We start from the raw sequence: 17572 nt of genomic DNA on the forward strand, positions 1-17572 counted from the left end.
GACCGATCGACGTCGCCTTGGCCATTACTTAGAGTTTTCTCCAAGTGAATCCGGCCCATTGGGGCGTAACGCTCTGCCTGACGCTAAGAGCGATACAATCTGGCACCAGTATTGCATACCTGATATCCATGATATTGTAGACTAGATTTTGCTCATGTCGCATGCAATGCTGGCGGTGGCCGGCCGATAATAGAGGGGAAAGGAACCACAAGTGGGCACAGAAACAGTTTTCGCCAACGCAAAGCTCGCCGACGGTACTCTGAACGATATCGTGGTTCAGGACGGCCGGATCACGGCGATAAGACCGACAGGCTCAGACGCCAGCGCGGCAAACGTGGTCGATATCAACGGAGCCCTTCTCGTGCCGAGCTTCGTCGAGGGCCATATCCATCTCGACACCAGCTTCTACGGAGACAAGTGGATCCCGCACAAACCGTGCACCAATGGCTTCGACGTGCATGAGCGCGTCGCCTTTCAGGCGGAGAATATGGCGGTCGCAGCGCCCATGGACGAGCGCGCTCGCAACCAGCTCGATCTCTGCGTTTCCAACGGTGCCCTCCAGATGCGCAGCCACGTGATGGTCGACGGATCGGTCGGCCTGAAGTCGCTCGAAACCATCCTTAGGGTTCGCGAGGACTACACTGATATCATCGACATTCAGCTCGTCGCCTTCCCGCAGAGCGGCATCCTCAAGAGCCCCGGTACGCCGGAGCTGATGGACGAGGCGATCGCGATGGGTGCCGATCTCGTCGGCGGGCTTGATCCGCTCTCCTTCGACCGCGATATCAAGGGCCATCTCGACGTGGTCTTCGGCATTGCCGAAAGGCGCGGCGTCGATGTCGATATCCATCTCCATGATGCGGGTACGCTCGGCGCCATGACGATCGAGGAAATCTGTGCTCGTACGACTGCGCTTGGCATGCAGGGGCATGTCGCCGTCAGCCATGCCTATGGCCTTGGTGATCTCGCGCCGGAAGCCGCAGAGAAGGTTGCCATGCTGATTGCCAAAAGCGGCGTCTCGATCATGACCAACGCGCCCGGCAACCACAATTTTCCGCCTGTGGCCCTGCTGCGCGCTGCCGGCGTCAATGTCTTCAGCGGCAGCGACAATATCCGCGATTCCTGGTGGCCCTTCGGGGATGGCGACATGCTGCGTCGGGCAGAGATTATCGCCTACCGTTCCGGTTTCTTCAGTGATGCGGAACTCAGCGCCGCCTTCGACGTGGTCACATCAGGCGGCGCCAAGGCGCTGCGGCTGGAAGGCTACGGGATCGCGGTCGGCGCAAAGGCCGATTTCGTCACACTCGCGGTCGAGCATGTGCCCGAGGCCGTCGTCGCAGTTCCGAAGCCGCGCCGCGTCTTCAAGGAAGGCCGCCTTGTCGCCGAAAATGGCTCTGTGATACGCTGATGTCCTCTCCCGTCACTCAGACCACTCGATCTGACATGTCGTCCCGCGGCGCCATGATCGTGACGCCGCATTGGCTCGCCAGCGAAGCTGGTGCCAAGGTGTTGCGGCGCGGCGGCAATGCCATCGAGGCGCTGGTTGCCGCAGGTGCGGCGCTTGCGGTCACCTACCCGCATTTCTGCGGTCTCGGCGGCGATGCCGTCTGGCTGGTCGCCGACGAGACGGGCAAGGCCCAGACCTTTCTCGGCATCGGTCAGGCGGGCGGTACCATTCCGGATGGAGACATCCCCTTACGCGGAGCCGCCTCCACGCTGACGACGGCCTGCCTCGTGGATAGCTGGGAGAAAGTGCTTGCCCATTCCACCGCGGAATGGGCGGGATCGGAGAGTTTGTCGAGTCTGCTTGACAATGCGATCGCCCTTGCGGAAAACGGCTTCGAGGTCAGCCGGTCGCAGTCCTTCTGGTACGAATTCCGCCGTAGCGAGTTGGAGGGCTGGCCGGGCTTCAGAGACCTTTTCACCTCATCAGGAATTCAGCGGCAGCCGGCACTCGGCAGAACGCTTGATGCCATTGCCCGCCACGGCGCTCGCGAATTCTACGAAGGTGCACTCGCCCGGCAGATCGCCACTGGGCTGGCAGAGGCCGGTTCGCCGCTTTTGGCCACCGATCTTGCCGCAACACGAACCGATATCGCGCCTCCGCTCCGGCAGACCTATCGCGACACAACCCTGCTCGCGCCGCCTCCCCCGACTCAGGGCGTAACCACGCTCGGCATTATGGGCGTGCTCAACCATTTGCCGATGAGGGATTTCCCTCCCGATAGCGCGGGTTTCTACCACAGCCTCGTCGAGGCTGTGAAACAGGCTTTTCTCGACCGGCATACCATCGCCGATCCCCATTACGCGGCCGATGTTTCGCCAGCGCTGCTCGATCCAGTGCGTCTTAAGGCAAAAGCCGCGGCAATCGATTCCGGCCGCGCGTTGCCCTGGCCGCGGCCCTATCGGCACGGCGACACAGCCTTGCTTGCCGCCGTCGATGAGAAGGGACGCTGCGCATCGTTGCTGCAAAGCCTCTATTTCGATTGGGGAAGCGGCGTCGTGGTCGGCGATACAGGCATCCTCTGGCAGAACAGGGGCGCCGCCTTCAGCACCGACCCCGCCAGCCCCAATGTCATCCGTCCCGGCAAGCGCCCTTTCTATACGCTCAATCCAGGCCTGGCGCTCAAGAACGGGCGGCCGCATCTTATCTATGGCACACAAGGGGCCGACGGACAGCCGCAGACCTTGTCGCTGCTCCTCAGCCTGTTGGTCGACCATGGCCTCGATCCAGTCGCAGCACTTTCCCGCCCGCGCTTCCTGCTCGGCCGCACTTTTTCCGACAGCCGGGACACCCTGAAGATCGAGGAAAATGCCGGTCTGGAAACGGTCGCCGCACTTGCCGCCATGGGCCACGAGATCTCAACGATCGACAGTTTCAGCCCCCTCGGCGGGCAGGCCGGCATTATCCGCATCGGGCAAGACGGAGCGATCGACGGCGCTCATGACCCACGCAGCGACGGAGGCGCGATCCTACTGTGACGTCCGGCCCATTGTTTGATCTCGTTATCCGCAATGTTCGTATTGAGGAGAACGGCCTCCTCGTCGACATCGCCGTGCGAGACGGGCGGATTGCAGATATAGGATTCGGCATGCGGTGCGAGGCGATCGAAAGCGTCGATGGCGAGGGAGCGTTCGCCTTCTGCGGCTTTGTCGATACGCACATCCATCTGGACAAGACCTGCATTCTCGACCGCTGCACGATTTGCGAAGGTACACTTGCCGAGGCCGTGCGGGAGACGGCCAAAGCCAAGGCGAGCTTTGAGGAAGACGACGTTTATGCCCGAGCGGCCCGCGTCGTCGAGAAGGCGATTTCACATGGCACTACGCGGATGCGCGCCTTTGTCGAGATCGATCCTCGCGCCGGCTTCCGTTCCTTCGAGGCAATCAAGCGCATCCGTGAAGACTATGCCTTCGCGGTCGATATCGAGATCTGCGCCTTCGCCCAGGAGGGGCTGACAAATGAGCCGGAGACATTGGATATGCTTGACGCCGCCCTTTCCAATGGTGCGGATCTGGTCGGCGGCTGTCCCTATACGGACCCCGATCCTATCAGGCATATCGAGATGATCTTCGCGTTGGCGCTCAAGCATGACATGCCGGTCGATTTCCATCTCGATTTCAGCCTTGATCCCGATCGAACCGATCTGCCGGCGGTGATCGACGCCACGCTTCGTCACCGTTGGCGGGGTCGCGTGGCGATCGGCCACGTCACCAATCTCTCGGCCATGTCGCAGGCAGAGATCGTCTCCATTGCTGATCGGCTGGCTGAAGCCGACATTGCGCTTTCCGTCCTGCCATCCACCGATCTGTTCCTGAACGGGCGCAGTCATGACCGGCTGGTGCCGCGCGGCGTCGCACCCGCTCACCTGCTGGCAGGCCGCGGTGTCGTGACCTCGATTGCGACCAACAACGTGCTTAATCCCTTCACTCCCTACGGTGATGCCTCGTTGATCCGCATGGCCAATCTCTATGCAAACGTCGCCCAGCTCTCGCGAGACGAGGACATGGCACTGGTCTTCAGCATGGTGACAGATGCGGCGGCACGCCAGCTCGGCAGCGTCAGACGGTTAGAAATAGGCGCCGAGGCGACGATCGTGCTGCTCGACAGTCCTGGCCCGCGTGTCGCGGTACGCGAGATCGCTCGCGTCGTTACCGGCTGGAAGAACGGCCACCGGAGCTTCGATAACGGCGAGCCCAGAATTCACAGACCAAAGTGAACACCAGTGGCTCACTCGCTATACACCTGCCGCTCTCATCATACGACGGCCCACCTTCGACGGGGCGCACCCATTAAAAGGAGGTGTAACGCGCCCCAGGAGCGCAGGGCGAGCCGGTCAGCTCTCCACCAGCAGGCTACTCTATGCCTTCAGCCTTTTCCGAAGATAAAAGCAGTATCCTATCCAAAACGCGTACATGTAATGCCCTCCTTGTGACTGTCTATCGCCCTGATCCGGTTGCATCAGGCGTTGAGCGCAAAACATGTGCCAGCACCTTGGTTACGTCATGTAGACGCCACCAGTCACATTGACGCCCTGGCCGGTCATGAAGCGCGCGCTGTCGGAGCAAAGGAAGACCACAACATCGGCAACATCCTCGGCTGTCTCAATGCGCCCGAGGGGTGTTTGGCCGACATATTCGTCAAACACCTGTTGCGGTGAGATGCCGCGAAGGCGCGCCTCCCATTCGATCTCCCGGCTTTGCATGCCGGTTTTCACGAAGCCTGGGCAGACGGCGTTCACCCTGATACCTGCAGGCGCGAGCTCGCGTGCGAGGGCCTGGGTCCAACCAAGAACGGCAAACTTGCTGGCAGAATAGTGCGCCAGAAGCGGCGCTCCGACTTTTGCCGCAAGTGACGCGGTATTGACGATGCAGCCGTGGCCCTGCCCGACCAGATGACGGCCAGCGATCTGGTTCGTCAGAAAAATTCCGCGCGTGTTGACATCGAAATTGAAGTCCCATTCCTCGTCAGTCAACTCCAGGGCCTTCTGCATGGTGGAAACGCCGGCATTGGCTATGACGATATCGCACCCGCCTATCGCGCGTACCGCCCGATTGAAGGCGGCCTCGACGGAATCCCGCTTGCGCACGTCGACCTCGACGGCGACCGCACCCTTCCCGATCGACTGAACTGCTTGGGCTGCCGCGTCGAGGTTGATGTCGGCGATCGCGACCACAACATCCTGGGCGGCAAGCGCCTTGGCGATCGCAAGCCCGATGCCGGTTGCTCCTCCCGTGACGAACGCGCGGCGCCCCTGAAGCTCGGGAAAGACAGGCGGTTTCATAGCGGCTCCTTGAACGATTTTAAGAGAACGTATCCAACAAAATCGAACTCATCAAATGTTTTTTTTGTTTGATTGAGTTCGTTTCGATGCGTATGGTCAAGCTGACTTGCGCAGGATACCCCATCGGGAATCCGACGTGCTCGGCAATGGCTCAAGGCAGTTCACAGGAAAACGTGAGCTCAATCATCGCTGCTCGGTCGAGCCGAGCGTGCATAACAGAACGTCGTGGAAGGACTTGCACAATGGTTTTTGAATGCTTCGGGACGCGCAAGAAGGTGGTCATCGCCATGGCCCATATCGGCGCCCTGCCCGGATCGCCGCTTTACGACGCTCAGGGAGGCATGCAAAAGCTGATCGATGACGTGGCATCGGACGTCGAGAAGCTGCAGGCCGGCGGCGTCGATGCCATCATGTTCGGCAACGAGAACGATCGGCCCTATGTCTTCAAGGGAGCGGCCGAGAGCGTTGCGGCGATGACCGCCATTGTGCAGGCAATCAAGCCCCAACTGAAAGTTCCGTTTGGCGTGAACTATCTCTGGGATCCTGTCTCCAGCGTCGCCATCGGCGCTGTCACCGGCGCCAGTTTCGTGCGCGAAATCTTCACGGGCCTTTTTGCCTCTGACATGGGGCTGTGGCAACCGGACTGCGCAGCGGCGGCCCGCCTGCGAGCGAATCTCGGCCGGAGCGACATGAAGATGCTGTTCAACATCAACGCGGAATTTGCCCATTCGCTGGATCAGCGCCCGATAGCGTTGCGCGCCAGGAGCGCCGTCTTCTCCTCCGTCGCCGACGCCATTCTTGTATCCGGCCCGATTACCGGGCAGCCCGCGAGCCAGTCGGATCTTCGCAACGTCTGCGAGGCCGTCACCGATGTCCCGGTCTTTGCCAATACCGGCGTCAACATCGACAATATCCGCGACGTTTTCTCCATGGCGCAGGGCTGCATCATCGGCACCCATTTCAAGGTGGACGGCAATACGTGGAACGCTGTTGACGCGGCGCGCGTCAGACGCTTCATGGATGTCGTCGAAACTTTACGCTGAGGCGAAAAGCATCATGGCAGCCGTCCTCGGCCTCGATATCGGAACGACCTCCACGATAGGCATCCTGGTCGGCCTGCCGGATCGCATCCTGGCAACGGCAAGCCGGCCGGTGACCTTGTCCTCTCCACATATCGGCTGGGCAGAGGAAAACCCTTCGGAATGGTGGGAGAACGTATGCTCCATCATCGGGGAGCTGCTCGCCACCTCCGGTCTTGATGCCGGAGAGATCAGCGCGGTTGGCGTGACAGGCATGCTTCCTGCCGTCGTCTTGCTCGATGCGCGCGGCAAGGTGCTGAGACCAAGCATTCAGCAGAGCGACGGGCGCTGCGGCGCTGAAGTCGCCGAAATGAGGGCGGAATGGGACGAACGCGCATTCCTGGAGAGGGCCGGCAACGGCATCAATCAGCAGCTCGTCACAGCAAAGCTGAGATGGATAGAACGGCACGAACCGAGGGTCTTCGAGCAGATTGAAACGGTCTTCGGTTCCTACGACTACATCAACCATCGACTGACGGCCGCCCGCTCCGTCGAACAGAACTGGGCGCTGGAAGCAGGCTTCGTGAATATCGCAACGGATGCCATCGATGAAGAGCTCGTCCGTTTTGCGCACATCGATCCTCGCGTCGTGCCGATAAAGCGCGCGTCTTCAGAGATCATGGGGCTTGTCGATGAACGAGGCGCCTCGGAAACGGGCCTGAGGATCGGAACCCCCGTCGTTGGCGGTGCGGCCGACATGATCGCGTCCGCACTGGGTGCAGGCGTCATCGATGCCGGCGACGTTCTCTTAAAATTCGGTGGCGCGGTCGATATCCTGACGGCCACCGACGTTGTGGCCCCGGATCCCAGGCTTTTTCTCGACTATCATCTGGTGCCGGGCCTTTACATGCCGAACGGCTGCATGTCGACGGGCGGCTCTGCGCTGAATTGGTTCGTGAAAAACTTTGCATCTGGCGAACAGCATGCTGCCGACGCCAAAGGATGCAGCCTGCACCGGCACCTCGACCATCTGGCCGAACAAAAGCCTGCCGGCTCCGATGGACTGACGATCCTGCCCTATATGCTCGGTGAAAAGACGCCCATCCACGATCCGGCAGCCCGCGGTGTGATTGAAGGGCTGACGCTGTCGCACGATATCGGTCATCTCTGGCGCGCCCTGCTTGAAGCCTATGCCTATGCCATTCGCCATCACGTCGAGGTACTGATCGATATGGGACATCGCCCGAAGCGCTTTCTGGTGTCGGACGGCGGCGCACAAAGCACGATATGGATGCAGATCGTTGCCGACGTGCTCGGCGCCCCGGTGCAGCGCCTTTCGGGACATCCAGGCTCCTGCATCGGCGCGGCCTGGAGCGCTGCGATCGGCGTTGGCCTCGAATCCAACTGGCGGGGTGTCACGCGCTTCGTGCAGTTTTCGGATGTCCTGGAGCCACGTAGCGCCAATGCAATCCTGTACGAAGAAGGCTATCGCCGCTACCGGGAACTCTACGATCGCATCGCACCCGTCTGGAGACCACGGTAGATACGAACTCTTAGGGATTGTAATGGCTGAAAACTGTGCACTCCACATGGCTCCATCTGAGCGGGCCTATGATTAGGGTGACGATCATGTTTAATTCGAACAGATATTGATGTAAACGACGTCCGTATGCGGCCTTCCGACGGACGAAATTCTGAAAGACGAACACGAGACGACAATAAGATGACGAGCGAGCAATCCGCCGCCAGATCCGGCGAACGACCCAAATTCCTTGCCCAGGTCCGGCAGGCCGCGATCATCGAGGAGATCGGACGGGTCGGATCGGTAACGGTCAGCGATCTGGCGCAGCAACTTTCGGTCTCTGAAATGACCGTGCGGCGCGATCTCGTCGAACTTGAGAAGGACGGCCGCCTCATCAGAACGCATGGCGGTGCGGTCAAGCCGGATCGGGCGCCCGCCCTTGCGCTCGCAGAGAATGTCGATCGCGAAGAACCGGCATTCGAGGCGCGACTTGCGCGCAACGCCGCGCAAAAGCGAAGGATCGCCGCCACCGCCGCCAGCCTGTCCCAGGCCGCGCGCAGTATTGCGATCGATGTTGGTACGACCCCCTATTTCGCAGCCGAGGCCCTTGCCGGCCGCCAGCAGGTTAAGATTTTTACCAATAGCATCCGCACGGCCTCCTATCTCGGCGCCAAGGGCGTGGAGACCTACCTGGCCGGCGGCCGGATTCGCGGCGAGGAAATGTCGACGAGCGGCCCGGCAGCCGTGGAGCAATTCGAGTCTCTGTGGTTCGACATCGCCTTCATCGGTGTTTCCGGCCTGACGGCACAGGGCATCTTCGACTATTCCTTCGAGGAAACTGACATGAAGCGTGTCTATCTAAGCCACGCCTCGCAGCGCGTGGTTCTGTGCGACTCGACAAAATTCAACCGGATGTCCCTCGTTCATGTCGCCAAACTTGGCGAATTCGACACACTTGTCTGCGACGAGGCGCCAACAGGCGAACTGGCATCAGCCCTGAAGGCCGCAGGCGTCGCTATCACGGTAGCCGACTGATCGAGGCAGGCCGCTGCAGTCACCCGGAATGGACGTTGCCTTTTGTTTTATCTTGTTTGATATTGTTCGAACCTCGTCGCGTGGCTTAGCCTAAGCGCGTTGGGTGTTGAAATCAGGATAACGATCATGTCTCAGACAACCACGGCAATACAGGCAAGCCAGCTCTATCGGGACGTGGCAACGAGCGCTCGATTAAGGGAGTTAATTGCTGATGTCGGCCGACGTAGCGGCGAATTCCCTGACGATCTAGCCAATCATCTGCCGATGGTTCTCGAGGCCATGGCCCGACTCGGCGCTTCGGCCACGCGGCTCGAGGCTTATGCAGATCACTATACGCGCTCCCACGCCGTTCCGATGCAGCCCCCCCTCATATCTGCGTTGGACGACGCAACATGGCGCAGCGCTCTCGGCCGGCGCGAGCGAGAGGGCGACCTGCGGCGCTATTTCACTGCAAGGGTCTCAAAGGAAGGCGGTTCGGCCACGGCTCTGGCGGTCATGCCGGTGCTCGCTCCCGGTGTCGCGGCCTCGGCCACGCACGGGCTGATGCGGCTCGCCTACGCATTTCTGCGCCATGATGATGCCGAGGTCGCCGCGGCGCTCGGCTACTGGGCTGCAACCTATCTCGCCTACGAGGGCATTCCGGCCGAACGCATGCCGGATGCCACGGATCCGCTTGCATGTCTGATGGACATGCGGGCAGACCCCGCCTTACGCAATCTTGACGCACCGACCCACCTCCTGTGGAAATGGATCGAGGCGATGGGCAAGCTCCCTGCATTTCGCGATCGTCTCGGACGGCTGGTCGCCGGGCCGGATTTCCTTGACCGCATCCGCCCGGCATCCCTTGCTCTTTATGCGGGGACGATGAGCTTCGAAGCCTTGCATGCGGTGACCGGTTGCCACTGGCTGCGTCTCGTTTCCCCGCATATCGGGAAACCTCAGAGCCTCGCGGTGCATTTCTGGGAAGTCGTGATGGCGCTCTACACCAAGATCGGCATGCCGCTTCCGCCGACCTCCGAAGAACTGGAGGAATGGCGACATCTATCGCTGCCCTCCGATGCCGAGATAGCGGCGGCGGCCGTCGCATCCGACGACGAACATGACCATTCACTCGTGTTTTCCGCCTTCGAGGAATATCGCTATACTGGCGATCGACTGTATAAAGTCGTTGCTGCGCGACGCGTCGGGCTCATCGCCGGATGATCTCAGCGCGTCGCACTCATGGACCGATATTGGGCTGGAAATGCACCTTGTCGTAGCCGTCCAGTGATTGGAAAAAATAATCGATATTGCCCATGAACAGTCCCCGGCAAATGCCGGCGACAAGTTTTGGCACACCCGCCTTCAACCCGGTGATGCCGTTACAAACCGGACCAAGACTTGGTACCGCGGCATTGTTGAAGATATGAATATTGGCAAGCATGGATGCCGTTCCGGGAACCTTTTCGACCAGTTCGAACGCCGGACCCAGATAGGGATAGGCGAGAAGGTCGAGGTCGACTTCGCCCGTTGGCGGCACGAAGCGGTCGGCCCAGGTCGCGATCAAGCCGGAAAACCCGGCTAGTTCCGGTCGATGCGCAAGGTCAATCCGGTAACCTGTTCCAAGCAGAAGGTGATCGAAGGTAAAGTCGCCGACGCTCGTCTTGATGGCAATCTCGCCGCTCGCGATCCCAACCGCTTCTATCGCTGCCCCAGACACCAGGCGGCATTGAGGGAATGCCATGGCGCGCTCGTACATTTCCACCGTCGGCGGTGTCCTGAAGGCGAACATGCGACGGGTGAATCGATAACGGCTCTCATCATCGAGATCGGAGAAGTGATTGAGAAAGCCCGGAAAATTCGACCAGTCCAGCAGTTCGGTCTTGGGCAGGGACGGCGCACGCGCGAGGACTGTTACACTGTCGGCACCCGCCTCCAGTGCGGTCACCGCCCAGTCGAAGCTGGAGGCAGCCGCACCAATCACCCCGATCCGCTTGCCGGTAAGGCTCTGTGCTAAGATGGGTTCGCCGCTATGCGTCCAACGTTCCCTCGGCAATCCGTCGCGGATCAGGGCGGGTACATGAAGCCCACCGGCCCCCTCCAGGCCCGTCGCCAGCACCACCTTCCGACAGGACATTGTGCGTTCCCGACCGCCCTGCAGAACGCGGAGCCGGAGATGATCCCGCTCCTCCTCGATTGAAAGCAGCCGGCTGTCGTTTTCGATGTTCAACCCTAGCACACTTCGAAACCAACTCAGATAGTTCATCCAGGCAATGCGATCGATCCTGTCGAGCCTGTCGAAGCTCTTGCGACCGTGAAGCGCTTCGTGCCATGCCCGATAGGTCAGGCTCGGCACGCCAAGATCCGGACCGCTCAACGTCTTCGGGGATCGCAAGGTCCGCATGCGCGCCGTCGTCACCCACGGCCCCTCCTGCCCCGCAGGCGCTGCATCGATCAGGCTGACACGTTCCACTCCTTGTCGCTTCAGGCCGAAGGCGATCGTAAGACCCGACAGGCCTGCACCGACGATAACGACGTCGTGCAAGACATCAGCCTCATCGTGCCTCGGAACCCAGGCTCGTGGCGCCGCTTCGACCATCCCAAGATCGCGTCGAACCTGTCTTTCGAGCCGGAGCAACCGCGATCGTGCTGCCTTCGCAACATCCGGGCTGGACATATCCTGCGCCGACAATGGTTCCTGCATCGAGACTGACCCCCAGAATTTTCCGGAAGCGTAGCGAACATGATCACGTTGTAAAGTGTTTGATCATGTTTCTTTTCGATTTTTTCTATCATACCGTGTTCGTTTTCGGATCGGCATTTCGGCAAACAGCCTGCCGGAGCCCGGTGGACCTCCGCATCACTCGTCTCACCGCGCGGGCCGAAATCCATGCGATAAAACAGCTATATAATGAGAGACCGGCCGTCAGGTGAAAAAACAAGCAGATCAAAGTTCATCATTTAGGCAGGGTGCGACTGCTTTAACCACAGTAGTCGGCATCGAATTCTATTTTGTTATATATGTGATTTTTTGTTTGACTTGGAATTGGGGCGCGCTAACGTCGCTTCATAATTCACCGCACCGGAAAGGTTGATTGTCATGACGAGAGCCTCTTCATTCTCCATGCCCAAAACGGCATACCGCCTGGCGGCCGTCGGCATGGCGCTGATGGCGACCACCGCCTACACGCAAGCAAAGTCGCTCGACGGCGTAACCCTGACGATCGCGTCGATGAACGACGGTTTTTCCAAGGTCCTGACCGAGTTGGCGCCCGCCTTCAAGGAGGAGACCGGTGCCGATCTCAAGGTCGAGATCATGGACTACGGCACATTGCTGACCAAGACGACTGCGGATTTCGTCGGCGACACCAAGGGTTACGATCTGGTGACCATGGACATCGTCTGGGCAGGCGCCTATGCCGAGAACAAGTATTCCGTAGACCTGACCGATTGGGTCAAGCGCGATGCTGCCGAACTCGATCTCGACGACATCTATCCGGTGGCGCTGAAATCGCTCGGCCAATATGACGATCACTACGTGGCTTTTCCGTTTGCGGCCTACGCCAACGTGCTCGCCTATCGCAAGGACCTTTTGGAAGCTGCCGGGCTGAAGCCGCCGGCGAGCATCGAAGAACTCGTCGCGGATGCCAAGAAGCTGACCGACCCTTCAAAGAAACAATACGGCTTCGTCGCCAACGGCCAGAAGGGGCCGGCAGTCGCCCAGGACTGGATGCAATATAACAACCAGCTTGGCGGCTCTATCCTCGACAAGGATGGCAAGCCCGCCCTCAACTCTGAAACAAATATCAAGAGCCTCACGGTCTACAAGGAACTCTTCACCGAGGCCGCACCTCCCGGCGCCATCGAATATGACTGGGGTGGGCGCGAGGAAAGTTTCCGCCAAGGAATGTCTGCCTTCATGCAGACCTGGTCTGTGGGTGCTGCTGCCTATTCCGATCCGAAAGTATCGAACATCGTCGGCAAGGCCGGCATTGCCGTGGCGCCGGTTGCCGCGGGCATGACGCCGCAATATGGCGTCGGCGGCTGGGGGCTTGCGATCAATGCCGATATCGATACGTCGAAACAGGAAGCTGCATGGACCTTCATCAAGTGGGTGACGAGCAAGAAAATCCACAAGGAGTTCAATATGCTCGGTGCCGGCGGCTTCATGCGCAAGAGCCAGATGACCGATCCCGACCTTCTTGCCAAATACGACTTCCTGCCGGTGATCGCGCAAACCTACGAACACGGCAACGGCGAATTCCGTCCGCGCATTCCGGAATATCCGGAAATTCAGGATATGCTCGGCACAGCCGTCAATTCCGTACTCGCCGGCGCCGCCACCCCGAAGGAAGCGCTCGACAAGGCGCAGGAAGCAGCAGAAAAACTGTTCTGATCGCCGCGCCTGCCCGCATGCTTGGCAGGCGCATTCCGCTTCGCGACCGCGCCGATCATCAAACCGGCGCGGTCAAGGATGCAGCCTGAGGGCCGGAGCCGGGCCTGACACGAATGAACGCTGTTTTGCCGATGCCCCATCGCTTCTCCGATCGCCGCAGGCTCTTCCTGTTTTTGATGGCCGCTCCGGCAGTCGTCTACGTCGCTGCAATCGGCCTTTGGCCGCTTTCGCAAGGGATCTGGTACAGCTTCTATCGCTACAATCTTCTCCGGCCGGCCCGGACGAGGTTCGTCGGCCTGCAGAACTATGTCGACATTTTCACCGATGAGGCGACGCGCACGGCAATCCTCAACACCTTCCAGTTCACGATTTTCAGCGTCGGTCTCCAGCTCATCTTCGGCTTCTGCCTGGCGCTCCTTCTGTGGCGAGACAGCCGTTTCAATCGCGCGGTTCTGGCCTTCCTCCTGGTGCCATCGACGATCACACCACTCGTGGTCGGACTGATCTTCAAGGCGCTGCTTGGCGCCGACTACGGCATGATCGGCTATTTCCTGTCGGAGGCGGGCATCGGACCCCGCACGGGCCTTCTCACCGACGCCTCAACCGCGCTCTGGGTCCTCATAGTGATCGACTGCTGGGAGTGGACCCCTTTGATGACGCTGATCCTGCTTGCCGGGCTCAAGGCACTGCCGGCGGACCTGCTTGAGGCCGGGACAGTCGACGGCGCAACGGCATGGCAGCGCTTCCGCCTATTGATCCTGCCCTTGATGCTGCCATCGATCTTCCTGGCACTCACACTGAGGACGATGGATGCCTTCCGGGTCTTCGATTCCGTTTTCGTCACGACGGGCGGCGGGCCGAACGATGCCACCAACACGCTGATGATGCTGGGCGTCAAGGAGGGTCTGCAATTCTTCAATGTCGGCTATGCCTCGGCCGTCGGTAACGTCACGCTGCTGTTCATCGCGCTGATGGCGACCCTTCTGCTTCTGGTGGTCCGACGCGCCGATGTCAGGATCAACGGGAGATAGGCCGATGTCACGTGTTTCCAGGCGTCGCATCCTTGCCGAGCGGACCGTCGTCCTCGTCGCAACCCTCCTGTTCCTGCTTCCGGTCTGCTGGCTGATCGCGACCGCCTACAAGCCGTCGAACCAGATATTCACCGTGCCGCCGCGCCTCACCTTCGAACCGACGCTCGACCAGTTTCGCCAGGCCCTTGCGCTGTTCGACGTCGTTTCGCTCGTCCGCTCATCGCTGGTGATCAGCCTTGGCACGACGCTTCTTTCGCTTCTGCTCGGCGTTCCCTCCGGCTACGCTCTGGCGCGCTCCAAGGCACGCTTTGCCACTGGCTTTGCCTATTTCTTCCTGGCGATCCGGATGATCCCGGCGATCGCCGCACTGATCCCCTTTTATCTGCTGATGCGCGACATCGGGCTGCTCGGCAGCTGGTGGGCGGTCATCGTATTCAATACCATGCTGAACTGCGCCTTCGTGACCTGGATGATGTTTTCCTACTTCAAGTCGCTGCCGCCGGACATGGAAGAGGCGGCGCTGACCGATGGCTGCACGCTGATCGGTGCCTTCCTGCGCGTGGCCCTGCCGTCGGTGCGCTCGGGCATCATCGCCTGCGCACTCTTTTGCATGATGTTCTCCTGGAACGACTTCCTTCACCCGATGTTTCTGACGACCCTGGATTCAAAGCCGATCTCAGTCGCGCTGCTGACGGCTTATGGAACCAAGGACATCACCTGGGGCACGCTCGGAGCTCTTGCGCACTTTTCCACCATACCGATTGTCCTGATGGCGCTTTTCATGAACCGCTATTTCGTTCAGGGCGCGACCAACGGCGTACAGTAGGGCAGACAGCATGGCCGAAATCTCGTTTACCAACGTCTCAAAGACCTATGCCGGCGGCAAGGCCGCGGCGCTGAACGATTTCAATCTCAAGATCGCCGACGGTGAGTTCATGGTACTGGTCGGCCCGTCCGGCTGCGGCAAGACCACCGCTCTTCGAATGATCGCCGGCCTGGAGGATATCTCCTCCGGCAAGTTGAAGATCAACGACACGGTGGCAAACGATCTGTCGCCTCGCGACCGCGATATAGCCATGGTCTTTCAGTCCTACGCGCTTTATCCGCATCTTACCGTTGCGGACAATATCGCCTTCGGACTGAAGGTGCGCGGCGCCAAGCCTGAAGTCATCGCCGACAAGGTGCGCGAAACCGCCGCGCTGCTGGAACTGACGGAATTTCTGGATCGCAAGCCGAGCCGTCTTTCGGGCGGCCAGCGGCAGCGGGTGGCCATGGGTCGCGCTCTGGTGCGCTCACCGAACGCCTTCCTGATGGATGAACCCCTTTCCAATCTCGATGCACGCCTGCGCGGTCAGATGCGCGCCGAAATCTCGCGGCTGCAGCGCATGACGGCCGTCACCACGGTCTATGTGACCCACGACCAGGTGGAAGCCATGACGATGGGCCACCGGGTCGCGGTCATGAGCAAGGGAACACTGCAGCAACTTGATACGCCACGGGCGCTTTACGACCGTCCGGTCAACATGTTCGTCGCCGGCTTCATCGGTTCCCCGCCAATCAACTTTCTGGAAGGCAGGCTCGTCGCGCATGACAACGGCCCGGCCGTTGCAATCGGCGAATTCCTGTTGCCGCTTGCACAACAGGGAGAGCGCGCGGCCCGCCGCATCGATCAACGGGTCGCGATCGGCATCCGGCCCGAACATCTGAAACTATCTGACAATGCCGGTATGCCCGGCACGATCTCGGCGAGAGCCTCCTTCGTCGAGGACCTCGGAGCCGATCTGCTCGTCCACATGGAGGACAAGGGAACGGCTGCGAGCGGTGCGGTCGTCATGGACGATGAACGTGACATGATGAAATCGGCGCCGAGGCTGAAAGCGCTCGTCGACAGCAGCCATCGTGTGCGGCGCGACGAGCGCGTGACATTCTCCGTGGATCCGTCGCTGATCCTGCTGTTCGATCCGGAAACCGGAGCTCGCCTGTGAGCAACGAACCGACCGCGACCTTCTGGCCATTGGGCGGCAAGGTTTCCAAAACCGGTATCGCCTTGATCATCATCGACATGCAGATCGATTTCTGCGCAGCCGGCGGCTGGGTCGACCAGCTTGGCGAAGATGTATCAAACACCCGTGCAGTGATCGGACCTATAACTGAGACGCTCTCCCTCGCCCGTGCGGCCGGCCTGACCGTCATTCACACTCGCGAGGGACATCGTCCGGACCTTTCCGATCTCCACACCAACAAGCAATGGCGAACGCGTCGTCACGGACTGGGGATCGGCGACATGGGAAAAACCGGCCGGATACTCGTTCGTGGTGAGCCGGGTTGGCAGATCATTCCGGAATTGACACCGATCGACGGGGAGATCGTCATCGACAAGCCCGGCAAGTCCTCGTTTCATCGGACCAATCTTGCCGAGCAGCTCGAAAGCCGCGGCATTTCGCGGCTCGTCGTCACCGGCGTGACGTCGGATTGCTGCGTACAATCCACCATCCGCGACGGCTTCGAGCACGGCATCGAATGCGTCCTTCTGGAAGATTGTACTGCTGCAGTCGAGACCCGAAACCATGAGGCGACGCTGGAAATCCTTCGGGCCTTTGGCGGGCGCTGGGGTGGCGTTGCCGATCGGACCGCTTTTGCCGCCATGCTGGAGACGGCCGATGATTGAGAACTCGACGGACCATTTCGCGCGGATTGACGCCAATCCCTATGCGTGGCCCTTCGACGGCGAATGGTCACCCAGTGATACGGCCCTTCTGCTCCTCGGCTTCCAGAACGGCATCGTCCGCGGCCTCGCCGCCGAAGCGGAGCGCGATACCGCCATGCGCTTGATCGAGGCGGCCGGCCGTCGCGGTCTTGCCATCATCGCCTCCAGGCGCGGACAGGATCCCGAAGGCGGCGCTCTCGCACGGCGACGTGCGGTCCTTGGCGATGAGGTTCCCACAAAAGGCAGCCCAGACTGGCAGTTCGATGACAGCATGTCGCTTCCGCCCGCCGCCATCATCGTCGATCATGCCGGCGACAACGCTTTCTTCGGAACCGGCCTTGAGGACAGTCTCCGGCGGCACGGAATTCGCAACCTTCTCGTGACCGGCCTGCCGACCGACGGGCTGGTTCACGCAACACAGCGTGCGGCAAACGACATGGGTTTCGAATGCCTGACGGTCTTCGACGCCTGCAAGGGAACCTCTCCAGGGCGCCATGACGCACAGCTGCGCATAACCACTTTCGGCAACGGCCTTTTCGGCGCGATTGCCTCAGCCGCCGCCATCGAGACGGCTCTCGGAAGTCATCAGGAGTAAAGC

15 protein-coding genes are annotated in these 17572 nt (G+C 60.5%); 13 read left to right on the forward strand and 2 right to left on the reverse strand.

Going from position 1 to position 17572, the window contains the following annotated elements; translation table 11 throughout:
* The first annotated feature begins 211 nt into the window (after positions 1-211).
* Genes FHT87_RS06240 through FHT87_RS06250 form a run of 3 tightly spaced genes read left to right on the forward strand, consistent with a single transcriptional unit; the run spans position 212 to position 4220 of the window.
* On the forward strand, positions 212-1408 hold the full coding sequence (locus tag FHT87_RS06240) for an amidohydrolase family protein (protein ID WP_183800284.1): 1197 nt from the start codon (positions 212-214) through the stop codon (positions 1406-1408).
* On the forward strand, positions 1408-2982 hold the full coding sequence (locus FHT87_RS06245) for a gamma-glutamyltransferase (protein ID WP_183800287.1): 1575 nt from the start codon (positions 1408-1410) through the stop codon (positions 2980-2982). Before FHT87_RS06240 ends, FHT87_RS06245 begins: the two co-directional genes overlap by 1 nt.
* 11 nt (positions 2983-2993) lie before the next feature.
* The gene (locus tag FHT87_RS06250; protein WP_183800290.1) at positions 2994-4220 is read left to right on the forward strand and encodes an amidohydrolase family protein; all 1227 of its coding nucleotides are present in this window, start codon (positions 2994-2996) and stop codon (positions 4218-4220) included.
* A gap of 279 nt (positions 4221-4499) precedes the next feature.
* Here FHT87_RS06250 and FHT87_RS06255 read toward each other — a convergent pair whose 3' ends face one another.
* Positions 4500-5285, reverse strand: a complete 786-nt coding sequence (locus FHT87_RS06255; RefSeq protein WP_183726390.1) for an SDR family NAD(P)-dependent oxidoreductase — start codon at positions 5283-5285, stop codon at positions 4500-4502.
* 242 nt (positions 5286-5527) lie between these two features.
* Here FHT87_RS06255 and FHT87_RS06260 point away from each other — a divergent pair, with 242 nt between their 5' ends.
* The 4 genes from FHT87_RS06260 (at position 5528) to FHT87_RS06275 (ending at position 10064) form a co-directional block, all read left to right on the forward strand.
* Positions 5528-6328 (forward strand): BtpA/SgcQ family protein, encoded by an 801-nt coding sequence (locus FHT87_RS06260; RefSeq protein WP_183800293.1) that lies wholly within the window; start codon positions 5528-5530, stop codon positions 6326-6328.
* 13 nt (positions 6329-6341) lie between these two features.
* Positions 6342-7847: an FGGY-family carbohydrate kinase gene (locus tag FHT87_RS06265; protein WP_183800297.1), complete on the forward strand. Its 1506-nt coding sequence runs from the start codon at positions 6342-6344 to the stop codon at positions 7845-7847.
* A gap of 180 nt (positions 7848-8027) precedes the next feature.
* Entirely contained in the window at positions 8028-8861 is an 834-nt protein-coding gene (locus FHT87_RS06270; RefSeq protein ID WP_183726396.1) for a DeoR/GlpR family DNA-binding transcription regulator, read from the forward strand.
* Between the two features lie 126 nt (positions 8862-8987).
* Positions 8988-10064, forward strand: coding sequence for a questin oxidase family protein (locus FHT87_RS06275; protein ID WP_183800300.1), 1077 nt, complete (start codon positions 8988-8990; stop codon positions 10062-10064).
* Between the two features lie 16 nt (positions 10065-10080).
* On the opposite strand, the gene FHT87_RS06280 is transcribed toward FHT87_RS06275, so the two are convergent.
* A complete protein-coding gene (locus FHT87_RS06280) occupies positions 10081-11385 on the reverse strand; it encodes an NAD(P)/FAD-dependent oxidoreductase (RefSeq protein ID WP_246699567.1) in 1305 nt (434 codons plus the stop codon).
* Positions 11386-12000: 615 nt separating this feature from the next.
* Between FHT87_RS06280 and FHT87_RS06285 the strand changes: the two genes are divergently transcribed.
* The 6 genes from FHT87_RS06285 to FHT87_RS06310 all read left to right on the forward strand — a co-directional run bounded on the left by FHT87_RS06285 (position 12001) and on the right by FHT87_RS06310 (position 17569).
* The gene (locus FHT87_RS06285; RefSeq protein ID WP_246699591.1) at positions 12001-13236 is read left to right on the forward strand and encodes a sugar ABC transporter substrate-binding protein; all 1236 of its coding nucleotides are present in this window, start codon (positions 12001-12003) and stop codon (positions 13234-13236) included.
* A 131-nt stretch (positions 13237-13367) separates the two neighbouring features.
* Positions 13368-14267, forward strand: a complete 900-nt coding sequence (locus FHT87_RS06290) for a sugar ABC transporter permease (RefSeq protein WP_183801055.1) — start codon at positions 13368-13370, stop codon at positions 14265-14267.
* Between the two features lie 4 nt (positions 14268-14271).
* On the forward strand, positions 14272-15093 hold the full coding sequence (locus FHT87_RS06295; RefSeq protein WP_183800303.1) for a carbohydrate ABC transporter permease: 822 nt from the start codon (positions 14272-14274) through the stop codon (positions 15091-15093).
* A 10-nt stretch (positions 15094-15103) separates the two neighbouring features.
* Positions 15104-16252 carry an ABC transporter ATP-binding protein gene (locus FHT87_RS06300; RefSeq protein WP_183800306.1) on the forward strand — a complete coding sequence of 383 codons (1149 nt, stop codon included), beginning with the start codon at positions 15104-15106 and terminating at the stop codon, positions 16250-16252.
* On the forward strand, positions 16249-16935 hold the full coding sequence (locus FHT87_RS06305; RefSeq protein WP_183800309.1) for an isochorismatase family cysteine hydrolase: 687 nt from the start codon (positions 16249-16251) through the stop codon (positions 16933-16935). The genes FHT87_RS06300 and FHT87_RS06305 overlap by 4 nt, the downstream gene beginning before the upstream one ends.
* A complete protein-coding gene (locus tag FHT87_RS06310) occupies positions 16928-17569 on the forward strand; it encodes a cysteine hydrolase (protein ID WP_183800312.1) in 642 nt (213 codons plus the stop codon). Before FHT87_RS06305 ends, FHT87_RS06310 begins: the two co-directional genes overlap by 8 nt.
* The last annotated feature ends 3 nt before the right edge of the window (positions 17570-17572 follow it).

The sequence above is a fragment of the Rhizobium sp. BK316 genome, assembly GCF_014193695.1.
Taxonomy (GTDB): Bacteria; Pseudomonadota; Alphaproteobacteria; order Rhizobiales; family Rhizobiaceae; genus Rhizobium.

Excerpts from the sequence above, each read along its gene's own strand:
- FHT87_RS06270 (WP_183726396.1), top strand. The coding sequence starts at position 8,028 with ATGACGAGCGAGCAATCCGCCGCCAGATCCGGCGAACGACCCAAATTC.
- FHT87_RS06295 (WP_183800303.1), top strand. The coding sequence starts at position 14,272 with ATGTCACGTGTTTCCAGGCGTCGCATCCTTGCCGAGCGGACCGTCGTC.
- FHT87_RS06245 (WP_183800287.1), top strand. The coding sequence starts at position 1,408 with ATGTCCTCTCCCGTCACTCAGACCACTCGATCTGACATGTCGTCCCGC.
- FHT87_RS06265 (WP_183800297.1), top strand. The coding sequence starts at position 6,342 with ATGGCAGCCGTCCTCGGCCTCGATATCGGAACGACCTCCACGATAGGC.
- FHT87_RS06260 (WP_183800293.1), top strand. The coding sequence starts at position 5,528 with ATGGTTTTTGAATGCTTCGGGACGCGCAAGAAGGTGGTCATCGCCATG.
- FHT87_RS06310 (WP_183800312.1), top strand. The coding sequence starts at position 16,928 with ATGATTGAGAACTCGACGGACCATTTCGCGCGGATTGACGCCAATCCC.
- FHT87_RS06275 (WP_183800300.1), top strand. The coding sequence starts at position 8,988 with ATGTCTCAGACAACCACGGCAATACAGGCAAGCCAGCTCTATCGGGAC.
- FHT87_RS06300 (WP_183800306.1), top strand. The coding sequence starts at position 15,104 with ATGGCCGAAATCTCGTTTACCAACGTCTCAAAGACCTATGCCGGCGGC.
- FHT87_RS06255 (WP_183726390.1), bottom strand. The coding sequence starts at position 5,285 with ATGAAACCGCCTGTCTTTCCCGAGCTTCAGGGGCGCCGCGCGTTCGTC.
- FHT87_RS06285 (WP_246699591.1), top strand. The coding sequence starts at position 12,001 with ATGGCGCTGATGGCGACCACCGCCTACACGCAAGCAAAGTCGCTCGAC.
- FHT87_RS06290 (WP_183801055.1), top strand. The coding sequence starts at position 13,368 with ATGCCCCATCGCTTCTCCGATCGCCGCAGGCTCTTCCTGTTTTTGATG.